This is a genomic window from Acinetobacter sp. AB03 (genome assembly GCF_058107045.1).
Genome location: NZ_JBUEBA010000002.1, coordinates 1,607,536 through 1,618,115 on the forward strand (window position 1 = coordinate 1,607,536; position 10,580 = coordinate 1,618,115).

The 10,580-nt window shown below is 37.4% G+C and carries 9 protein-coding genes and 1 pseudogene; 7 read left to right on the forward strand and 3 right to left on the reverse strand.

Translation table 11 applies throughout. From position 1 onward, the window contains the following. On the forward strand, positions 1-329 hold a 329-nt coding region (locus tag ACY3FQ_RS08180; protein WP_148114196.1), incomplete at its 5' end, for a transposase. 185 nt (positions 330-514) lie between these two features. Here the strand turns inward: ACY3FQ_RS08180 and ACY3FQ_RS08185 are convergent. Continuing rightward, positions 515-1,201 carry a phosphoribosyltransferase gene (locus ACY3FQ_RS08185; protein WP_000484193.1) on the reverse strand — a complete coding sequence of 229 codons (687 nt, stop codon included), beginning with the start codon at positions 1,199-1,201 and terminating at the stop codon, positions 515-517. 884 nt (positions 1,202-2,085) lie between these two features. Here ACY3FQ_RS08185 and ACY3FQ_RS08190 point away from each other — a divergent pair. The 6 genes from ACY3FQ_RS08190 to ACY3FQ_RS08215 all read left to right on the forward strand — a co-directional run bounded on the left by ACY3FQ_RS08190 (position 2,086) and on the right by ACY3FQ_RS08215 (position 7,074). After that, a complete protein-coding gene (locus ACY3FQ_RS08190; RefSeq protein WP_001052588.1) occupies positions 2,086-2,796 on the forward strand; it encodes a hypothetical protein in 711 nt (236 codons plus the stop codon). Positions 2,797-2,808: 12 nt separating this feature from the next. After that, the gene (locus ACY3FQ_RS08195) at positions 2,809-3,915 is read left to right on the forward strand and encodes an ImmA/IrrE family metallo-endopeptidase (protein ID WP_000482094.1); all 1,107 of its coding nucleotides are present in this window, start codon (positions 2,809-2,811) and stop codon (positions 3,913-3,915) included. A gap of 246 nt (positions 3,916-4,161) precedes the next feature. Then, the gene (locus ACY3FQ_RS08200; RefSeq protein ID WP_002046584.1) at positions 4,162-4,803 is read left to right on the forward strand and encodes an SOS response-associated peptidase; all 642 of its coding nucleotides are present in this window, start codon (positions 4,162-4,164) and stop codon (positions 4,801-4,803) included. Between the two features lie 111 nt (positions 4,804-4,914). After that, positions 4,915-5,541 (forward strand): LexA family protein, encoded by a 627-nt coding sequence (locus ACY3FQ_RS08205; RefSeq protein ID WP_000038641.1) that lies wholly within the window; start codon positions 4,915-4,917, stop codon positions 5,539-5,541. A gap of 14 nt (positions 5,542-5,555) precedes the next feature. Beyond that, positions 5,556-6,851 (forward strand): Y-family DNA polymerase, encoded by a 1,296-nt coding sequence (locus tag ACY3FQ_RS08210; protein ID WP_001190354.1) that lies wholly within the window; start codon positions 5,556-5,558, stop codon positions 6,849-6,851. A gap of 4 nt (positions 6,852-6,855) precedes the next feature. After that, positions 6,856-7,074 carry a hypothetical protein gene (locus ACY3FQ_RS08215; protein WP_000550047.1) on the forward strand — a complete coding sequence of 73 codons (219 nt, stop codon included), beginning with the start codon at positions 6,856-6,858 and terminating at the stop codon, positions 7,072-7,074. A gap of 312 nt (positions 7,075-7,386) precedes the next feature. Here ACY3FQ_RS08215 and ACY3FQ_RS08220 read toward each other — a convergent pair whose 3' ends face one another. Continuing rightward, positions 7,387-10,104, reverse strand: coding sequence for a tyrosine-type recombinase/integrase (locus ACY3FQ_RS08220; RefSeq protein ID WP_489774410.1), 2,718 nt, complete (start codon positions 10,102-10,104; stop codon positions 7,387-7,389). A gap of 8 nt (positions 10,105-10,112) precedes the next feature. Beyond that, positions 10,113-10,580 (reverse strand): annotated as a pseudogene (locus ACY3FQ_RS08225) (IS1-like element ISPa14 family transposase); the annotation flags it as partial.

Here is a 10,580-nt window from a genome sequence, read left to right on the forward strand (position 1 = left end):
ACTGCCGACAAGTCATTTTAGATCGAGATGCACATGCGATCATTCCACCTAGAAAGAATGCAAAGCCTTGGAAGGATCAGCAAGCGAGGTCTATAGAGCGGAACGAATTATTAAAGACAGTCAAACGGCTAGGCAGATCGCTTTGGAAAAAGTGGTCTGGTTATCACCGTCGAAGTTTGGTTGAAACCAAGATGCATTGCATCAAATTATTAGGCGATAAATTAACAGCGCGGAGTTTTCCAAGTCAGGTGAATGAGATCCATGCACGCATGGCAGTCTTGAATAAATTCACAGAATTAGGTCGCCCTCATACCCAAGTTGTCTCTTAAATTTGAGTAGCTTAAGGGAACTCAGCCTTTCAAACCTTTATGCAACAAAGCCATCATTTTTATAAAAGTAACTATATGTACTCATTAAAATTTGTAGAGCTCAAAAACAAAAAAGACCGCTATATAGCAGTCTTTTAACTTAATTAAATAATAATTAATTCATTTTCATCATAAGTGCATAAGCATCACGTTTGTTTTGACGCAATGATTCTATCTCGGACTTCGTCAGCTGTTTTACGAGAGTTGAGGATATACTTTGCTTCCCACTCTGTGAGCCTTTCGAAATCGTACCCGTAAATCGATTTCCACCATGCTTCAAGATTACCATATACATCCCTCAATTGCTGAAGAGTTTCTTTACTTAGAGCTAATTGTGATGAGTATTGTTTACCCGTCAGTGCATATGCTCCAATAACTTTATTCGTCCCAGTTGTTTCAATATGACCTTTTAATGCTGCAAAAGTACCACCTTGGGTCTGGGTATCATCAACAATAATAACACATTTATCATTGTTTATTGTCCCATCAAATGCTGGTGGGTTGGCTAATCTATGCCACCCATCACCGCCAGTTCTTGATACTTTTATAGCTTGAACTATATTCGTATCAACTTCAAGCCCAAGTTTCTTTGCTATAACTGCTGAAGTAGCTAAAGGAATCATATTACGACCGACTGCTTCCTCAGCATGTACAGGTACTATAATAGTTTCCCGACCATCGATAATTCTTTCTAGTTCAGCAATCGCCTCATCCGAAACTAAATCTTTAGCTAAAATATACGCACTTTCAACATCCCCTGCTTTAGCAGCTTCATACATGTAATGAGAGGTTGCATCTCCAAGACCACGGTCAATAACCGTTTTAGGAAACATATTCCAATCTGTGCGATATAACTTCATATTTTTAAATAAGTTTTAATGATGGCTAGCATTAAATTTTACACTAAATTTACCGCTAGCATCTCTTGGATATTATTTTTCGTATCAGGCAGCACTCTCAAAAGCCGTTTGTTTGGACAGTCCCCATGATCATACACGAGGCAGCTTCAAATACTTATGGGCCCATCCTATCCAGTTGTATCTTCTTGCATCACATGAATATTGTATACTCATTTTGACTACTTGAAAATTATGGAACAACGTCAATAAAAACAATAACTCTAGAGTCTTTAGTCGACATTCCTAAAAAGGTAAATTCAACATTTCTTTCCATATCATTTCTTTGTGTCTCTGGATGAACAAAAGAAACATAGCTTATTTCAAAGAATCGGGCTAGGGTTTTTATGCCAATGATTTTGTTCTCTTCATTAGCAATTAAAACATCTAATTCCAGATCAAACTCTTCTAATTATTTAATTAAATCTTTAACTTTCATTTTACTATCAACCTCTATGAATTATTTAAAAAATTAGCACAATGAAACTTGTGAAAAAAATGGATTTGAACAAAATTTTTTAGCAAAAAAAGCATAGCAACCAGAAAAATCTTTCCAGCAATCAACAAAAATATCCCCGTGTGCTTCCAGTTTACAACATTTTGACTACCACACTGCCCACAGTAGTAATAATAGCCTTTGATACGGCCACCGCATTCAGGACAATTTTTATGATTAATGAATAAGTTACTCAACGTCTCTTCTCCAAAATTCTTATTATCAAGTTGTAAGTGAAGATAGCACACATTTATAAAAATGTCTTTTTTAAAACATCAAAAGATGTTATAAAAAAGACATTCGCTACTTTAGGATAACTTTTAAGATGAATTTAAATCTCCTTGATGAAGAATCAATCCAACCTTCTGAACCCACGCCATGTGATTTTTTCAAAGGTGAAAATGCTATCAAAAAAGCTAAACAGTTAGGATTACCTGATCTCGAGTTAGTCAGAAACGCAATTATGATCGGTGATGCTGACTATAGAACAAATACTCACTATAACCGTGCACGCTTTATTGCACGATGGGGAAAAATTGGAGAACAGATTGCTTTACTGCTTCGACAATCTGATCCTGCTTGGATATTCCACAATGACAGCCAGCCAAGAATTGAGAATACAGTAAAGAAAATACAAATTATCTTTATGAGCGGGAATATTGCATTGGGGTTAGCTGATCAAGTTGTATCAGCACACTGTGAAAAAGGATTAATGACATTAAATAATATTAAGGAGAATCAGTCTGCTTATGATGATGAGACAAAATTGAGAACATGGATTTTATACTTTCCTTCAGCATCACATCCAGCCTATAAAGACATTGATATCCCAAATATTCCTTTTGAATTTGCATACCCAACTAGCTTCGTACAGGACTTAAAAGCGAAAAAAATTTCAATTTTACCAAGTGACCATACTTGCAGAATTGCATTTGAAATAGATAATACAGTTCCTGTAAAAACTGATCCTAAGCCAGTATTGGAACCATCTAATGAAATTAAACCAGATGATTTTGATATTCAGCTTGTAGTTTAATCTGAGGTTAATGTGTTTAATAAAGATCGTTTACGTATTGCTAAAGAATTACGAGGACTTAGCAATACCGATTTCGCAGAAAAATTGAGTTGCTCTATCTCTAAGGTAAAGCAACTTTTAGACGTGGATAAAGAAATCAATGAAAATGATCAAGATGATATATGCCGTGTATTAAATTTACCCAAGTCATTCTTTGCAGGTAATGACACACAACCACATGAAACAGACCAAATCTTCTATAGATCGGTTGCTCGTATTAAAGCACAGCATAGAAAAGCTAATGAGGCATATACTCTTTTAGCAATAAATATTAACAAGTACTTAAATCAGAAAGTAAAGTTACCTACTTTTCACCGTCCTGATTTAGATATTACTGAGTTTTTGGGTGAATCTAAGTATGCCGATCACCTAGCGTCAGAGTTGAGAGGTTTATGGGCTTTAGGTAATCAACCTATTAATAACATTGTTTCGTTGTGTGAGCTAAAGGGAATCCGTGTCTTTAGATTACCGACTGAAATTCGAGAAATTGATGCACTATCTTTTTTTGATGATGAAAGTGGTAGCCCTTTCATATTTCTAAATACATTTAAGTCTGCCGAAAGAGCCCGCTTCGATTGTGCACACGAACTTGGTCATATCGTTATGCATACGCATAACAAAAAAATTCGTGTCGAGAAAGATAATCGTGTTCTCGAAACTGAAGCGGATCAATTTTCATCTGAATTTTTAATGCCAACAGATGCATTTCTTTCTACTGCTCCACGCTATTTTTCACTAGAAAATATGATTGAGTATAAAAAGATTTGGCGAACATCCCTGAAGGCTATTAACTATAAAGCTCACAAGCTGGGATTAGTTAGTGATTGGGTTAATCGTAGTAACTCTATAAAGATCAATTCGTTGGGCTACAACATTAATGAACCTGAAGAAACTCATCGAGATGAGAGTTTGATGTTGCCCAAAATTATCTCTGTTTTAGCCTCACAACCATCTTTTGATAAAAATAAAATGCTTGATGAAATTGGAATCTCTGAAGAAGATTTTAATCAATTAACATTTGATGCTTTAGCTAAAGTTGAGCCCCCGAAGAAAAAACATAAGTTATATATTGTCGAGTAATACAAACCTTCCTTAAAAATAATGCGCCTTACGGCGCACTATTTATGCAAAATCCTGATTAATTTTTTTATGACTTCACGCCCAACGTAGTTTTGCATCCCATAAGTCATACTTTAACTGAAAATGTAACTTGCCCCATCATGACTTTTTTCATATAACCTACTTGAACTGACACCATAAATCCCATGTGTTCCATAAAGCATCGTATACAATTTCAGATAAATTCTTTAGTTATGTGATCAGGCTATGTGCTCAAATTACCTATTTCCAAATAAAAGAAATTTGACACTCTTAGGTGTCGATACAAGCCAGTTTGATCTTGAGCTTAAGGATCATGTATTCCCTTCCTATCATGCTCCAATCATTCTGAACGGCTCAGATCACTTAGAGCTTGATATTGCAAAGTTTGGATTACTACCGAGCTGGGCGAAAGAATTGAAGTTCAGCAGTCATACTTATAACGCCAGAACTGAGTCTGTAGCAGATAAGCCTAGCTTTCGACATGCTTGGAAGTACAGCAAGTTCTGCCTAGTCCCAGTACAAGAATTTTATGAGCCGAAATACATCAATGGCAAGCCACACTGGTACACCATCAAGCGTAAAGATGATCAGCCTTTTACTGTTGCAGGGATCTATGATGATGCAGTGATTAATGGCAATAAGGTACGTTCCTTTTCAATGTTGACCATCAATTCGGACCATCACCCTTTTATGAAACAATTCCATGCACCGAAGGATGAGAAGCGATCCATCATCGTTATTCCAGAACAGTACAGAAAAGACTGGCTAACAGCCGATCATGAACATGCGCATGAATATTTCTTTCAAATGCCCGATGAATTCGTCACATTTCCACGCGATGAGCAGAAACAAAACGTCTTATTCTGACGCATCCTTGTTTATCCACAACTTTTTAAATTTGAATTTTAAACGCTGTTAGTAATATCCTATTTAAACAAATTCTACTTCCAAACACGCCTCGTAGCGTAGGAGTATCTCATGTCTAAGAAGTTGCCTATTTACTTCTCTGACGACGCATGGTCATCTTTACAAGAGCTCATGGGTCCAGAGGGTAAACCAAGTCCTACCATCAACACCGTGCTTGAACAAATCGCTGTTCAAAATGAGCTTGTTGAAAAATTAGGGCTTACTGCTGTCCTACCCAAATCCAAAGTATCTATTCCCGTCTCTTTAGAGCGTATTCCTGCAGGTCCGGCCTTCAGCACCAAGGATGAGCAAGACAAAGCACTCGATCTGAATGAGTTCCTGATTCACAACCCTATTTCTACTTTTATTGCCTATGTAGACAGTGAATCCATGCTCGATGCTGGCCTAGAGATTAATGATCCAATCATTATTGATCGCAGTATTGAAGCCAAGCATTACGATATCGTGGTTGCCCTGATTGATGACAATGCCTCGACCATTAAGCGGCTGATGATCACCAATAAGATGTCCAAGTCTGAAATCAAAGAAATATTTGGAGATGAAGATTATCCGCTTCCAGAACTTTGGTTGAAGGCTGAAAATTCGAATTACAATCACATCATTCCTGATGATAGTCAGACCATATCAATCTGGGGTGTGGTGACTTTTAATTTAAAGCGTATTTATCACCGCTCATAAAAAGAAGAATAACCATGCAAAGTGAAAATGAAATATTCGCGTTAGTCGACGTGAATAATTGCTACGTCTCGTGTGAGCGTGTGTTTAATCCTGCCTTGAATGATCGCCCAACCATTGTGCTCAGCAACAATGACGGCTGTGCCGTGGCCAGAAGCCAGGAAGCGAAAGACTTAGGCATCAAGATGGGTGTTCCTGTATTCCAAATTAAAGAGCTGATCAAACAACATAACATTCAGGTGCTATCCAGTAATTTCTCCTTATATGGCGAAATGTCCAAGCGCTTTATGGAGCTGCTTGGGGACTATGTTGCACCAGGAGATCAAGAGGTCTATTCCATTGATGAATGCTTTCTGAAGCTCACAGCTTACGAGCATCTATTTGACCTGACTGTATATGCTCAAGACATGAGGGCTAAGGCTTGGCGTTGGTTAGGCCTACCCTGCTGTATTGGAATTGGTCGCTCTAAAACCGAAGCCAAGATTGCCAATCATCTCGCCAAGAAAAACAAGTTCTTCAATGGGGTCTGTAATCTGGCCCATATGGACCCATGCTCTACAGAAACGCTACTCGCGCAGGTTGATGTGTCTGAGGTTTGGGGCGTAGGCAGACAGAACTGTAAGAAGCTCAATACTATGGGTGTTCAATCTGTGCTGGATCTGATCAATGCCAATCCTAAAGAAATCAAAAAGCAGTTTAGTATCGTGATGGAAAAGACGGTGCTTGAGCTACAGGGCCTTTCTTGTATTGACCTTAGTGATGATACTGTAGCGAAGAAGCAAATCATCAGCAGCCGTTCATATGGCAACCCAGTGTATGAAATGGATGACATTAAAGCTTCGGTTCGGCTTTATGTGGCCAGAGCCGTGAAACGAATGCGGGAAGATGGCTCAATCTGCAAGATGATCGGCGTGTATATCCAAACCAGTCGCTTTGATAATACAGAGCGCTACTCGCCTTACATCGTCGTTCAAATGCATGAGCATACGGATGATCTACTGCTCATCACCAAGGCCGCGATGAAAGGCATCGATCAGATATTTAAGAAAGGCTTTAAGTATAAAAAGGCGGGAATCGTGCTGCTCGAAATTACAGATCAATCCAAGTTTGTGCCCGATCTATTCACGGACTATTCACATAAGCAAGAGCGAGAAAGGCTTTCAGATGCCATCGAAGCCATCAGTGAACGGTTTGGGAAGAATCTCGTCACGCTAGGCATTGCCAACAATAAAGAAGCCACATGGCACATGAATCAAAACCTTAGATCACCTTCGTATTTAACCAAATGGTCTGACTTACCAAGAGTAGGATAAAAACATGCACTTATTTAAATTAACTGACGAACAACTCGCACAAATTCTTATCCCGAAACGATTTGTACCACCTACTCCACCTGAACATGAAGGCAAGAATATGGTCTATGTATTTGATAGTGAGGATAAGTTTGAACTGACTTATGATGAGCTGGTGGAAATCATTAGCAAAGCTAGAATGGCTGGTCCGAAGTTGATACCTGTCTTAGGCACCGTGAATTAAATTGTGCAGTGTTCGCACGCCACTTGAAACATAACTTGATTGGAAATGAATTTGGGCTGAGAAAAATTCAGTTCAAATTTAACCTGACGGGCACACTAAAAAATGGGTAATTGTCAGATCGAGTTTGGACTACAACACTTTAGCTCATCGATTTACCATACCGCTAATCTTCACACCATTTTCGTAAATCCAGCGATCAAACTGTGATACTACATTCCGCTTATTAATCCAAGTCAGCATGGTGCTTTTCATAAAGGCAGTTTACTTATAAACAGGGAAATTTCTAAACAATTCCCCTTTAACATGCTTAGGCTATTTGATCCAGAGTTCATCTTTTTGCATCATTTTTAACATTAAATTAAATATAACCAGCGGAGTAACATTTTTTTTGTTAGAGCCGACAACTCTTTGAAAACTAAATTTAACGGTTCGCTCAGGAGCATCCAAATTAACTGGGTAGTTTTGTTTTTCTAAATACAGATGATCTCCTAACATTGGCTCTATACCAGTAATAAAATTAACAATTTGTTGCTCATCACCTTTCATTCGGCATTGAAAATGTAGAAAATTCTTACGCAGTTTTCCAAATAATAATAATATTTTAAGCGCCTTAACCATGTTCTTTTCTTTCAGTGCATCTTGCTGCCTATCATCTTTATAATGAAAATCAAGGAGAGGAATTATTTCATCTGGACGAGTCAGTTTTTTAGCCTTTTCGTAAAGTTCATCAAACCAACTCTCTTCTAAATTCTTACTATAAACATAATTCGTTTTTAAATTAAATTTTTGGCGATCCATCCATTTAGTGCTCATCCATTGACATCGTTGCATCCATTCTTGAGCTTGGGTATCTTCGCTTAAACGACCTTCTCTAAAACTTATCAAACGTTGAAAAGGTGTCAGAGTACTCTTCTCTATACTAAACTTCTTTTCTTGTCGGCCAGCCATCGTAACTGGCTGTGTTTGCTGATAAGAATTAAACCATTTCTGCTGCTGAGTATAACGATTTAGGTTTATGTAGTCTGTACTTGACTTCACTGGACTAAAACACTGTTCTAATACTTTTTTTGAAATGATACACGGCGAATTATAAATTCGATCGACTGCTAATAAATCCAAAACATGAAGGTAATTTGAAGCCGTTTGCTCAATACTGCTATGCCCCATCCAAGAGGCGAGCACCTGCCATTTATGTTGAATAATCTCTTCTTGAGCACGTGCTTTCATACCAAACAATAAATCCCTCATCTTTTTTGCTTTTACCCAAGGACAATCTGTGTAGGTCTTGATCATTTCTTTTGAACCGAGCAAAGTTATTGCTAGATAGTTAGCAGCACTGTGGCGTAATGTATGAAAACTAAAGCCATGATGCATACCTAATATTTGACTAAACAAATCTACTGTAATTTTGCTGATACATTGATCAGTTAATACACGATGATTCACACTAAAAAGTAGATCATCCTGCTGATTAACCAAATATTGCTCATAACGATGTTGTATGTAACGTTGTACTACTAAAAACTCATGTTCTGACAATGCAATTTTCAATGGTATTTGACGATTCGCACTTCGCGTTTTCAGACGGCGATATGAATTGTCTTGGATATGAAGCGTGATATTATTAAAAACTGTATTTTCTTTTTCTTTATAAAGTAGCTCTGGGCAAATAATATCTTGTATTTTAAGACAACGAACTTCATTTAATCGAAGTCCAGTTCTATAACTTAGTAAATACATCAGCTTTAAACAACTCAGATGATCGACCCACTCTGATGCCGTTGGCTCTTGACTTAAATTTTCTAGTTTTTCCAATAATTTGCCAAATAGCAAAGGACTCACTAGCCGTGCATTGCAAATTTGTAAATGCTTAAAACTTGAATTCTGTAACACCAATACCCCTGGAGCATCATAATTCTCTATACAGAATTGATGAAAATCTTTTAGGCGACCAAAACGGTATTCTGCGCTTTGGTGCATCTTACGAGAGGTTTTTCCTTTCACCGAATCTCGTTGAACTGCTTTTTCATCACGTTCACTGCTGTATTTCAATAGCTGCCGATATAAATCCTCATAGTCATCTATGGATTGTTGCTTTAAATCTAATTTATTGAGCCAAATCTCAAATATAAATTCTTTGCCAAACGATCCTAAGTAGCTTTCAATAGTTGATAATTGAAGCCCTCGTTTTTTTAAATGCATTAACCATTCAATTAAGCGTAGTTGAGCATCAATTAAAGACTTTTCCTCCGTATTAGCATCAACTATCTTCTCCTCTAACACCCTTCTGGTTTCTTGCCAAAAACGTAGCGTGCGTTCTTCTTTATTCCTCTTTTTATCTAAACGCTCAACTTTTTGACCTTTACGTTTCTTTTGATCAAACAACATCAACTCATACGGAATCGTTTGTAATTTGCTTTGAGCAGTCGGAACTTCCGGATGTAACTGCTCTTGTTCAAAATGAATAGGGCGACTCTCTTGTTCTGTGACTTGATTGTAATCATTATTCCACAGCAATCTAAATTCGGATGGCCTTAAAGCGACAGTATTAATCTCTTGCTGAAGCACATTACTCAAAAATATATCAAGGCTAAGGTTTGGATTAAATTCGAGTACCATTTGCACATCATTAAATGCACGAAATCCACGGCGTTTAATTTGATATTGCAGATCCCCAAGACTTTTTTTCCTGCCTATCTTACTCAAGCTTTCTAAAATACAATCTTCAACTGAATGTTGCAGACGAAATTCTTTCTGAGTGGCTTTCAACTTTTTTAAATATTGTAAAATGAACTGCGCATATGGGTTAAAAAAAACATGTTTCCATTTGTACAACTTTCCCTGTTCTACATCGTTGCCATATTGAGAGTTTTCAACACGATAATGTAGTAACAATGGATTAGTGATCTTTTGATAATCAGAATGGTATAACCGAAAACAATTCAGATCTGTACCAAGCTCAATGGCATCCTGCAATTGTTTCTGAATAGTAATCAAATGCTGTTCATCTGCACAGCCTGAAATATATATAAAACTTAAAACTTACCAATACTTTGCTTGCAGTTTTTAAAAGCAGTGATGAAACTGTCCCAATGATCACTTGCAATTCGGGTGTAGTGAATACCTAATTGTTTAAGCTTTGTCTTCAACCTTTGGACTGTAGCTAAATCTCTCTTACCCCAAACATAAGCAACAATCTCACCTGTTTCTCGATGGTAGGCGTAAATAAGCCATTGTTTATTATTTTTATTTCCAACAAAAGTCCAGAATTCATCTACTTCGAGAGATTCATAATGACTTTGTTTAGGCTGAATTTGATAGGCCGATTCAGTTAAAGTCCGTAAGACTTTACCGATACTAATGCGCTCAACTTCAGCGATATCTCGTATACCGCTGCCTCTGACCATTAACTGTAATATTTTACGAGTAATGCCAGAATTACATCCTAGATAGCTCAGAGCATGGTCACCAATAAACTGACGTTTGCAGTCTTTGCATTGGTAGTT

What these genes read in the sequence shown, in the direction of transcription:
- ACY3FQ_RS08200 (WP_002046584.1), top strand. Translation starts at nt 4,162, where the DNA reads ATGTGCTCAAATTACCTATTTCCAAATAAAAGAAATTTGACACTCTTA.
- ACY3FQ_RS08215 (WP_000550047.1), top strand. Translation starts at nt 6,856, where the DNA reads ATGCACTTATTTAAATTAACTGACGAACAACTCGCACAAATTCTTATC.
- ACY3FQ_RS08185 (WP_000484193.1), bottom strand. Translation starts at nt 1,201, where the DNA reads ATGTTTCCTAAAACGGTTATTGACCGTGGTCTTGGAGATGCAACCTCT.
- ACY3FQ_RS08210 (WP_001190354.1), top strand. Translation starts at nt 5,556, where the DNA reads ATGCAAAGTGAAAATGAAATATTCGCGTTAGTCGACGTGAATAATTGC.
- ACY3FQ_RS08205 (WP_000038641.1), top strand. Translation starts at nt 4,915, where the DNA reads ATGTCTAAGAAGTTGCCTATTTACTTCTCTGACGACGCATGGTCATCT.
- ACY3FQ_RS08190 (WP_001052588.1), top strand. Translation starts at nt 2,086, where the DNA reads ATGAATTTAAATCTCCTTGATGAAGAATCAATCCAACCTTCTGAACCC.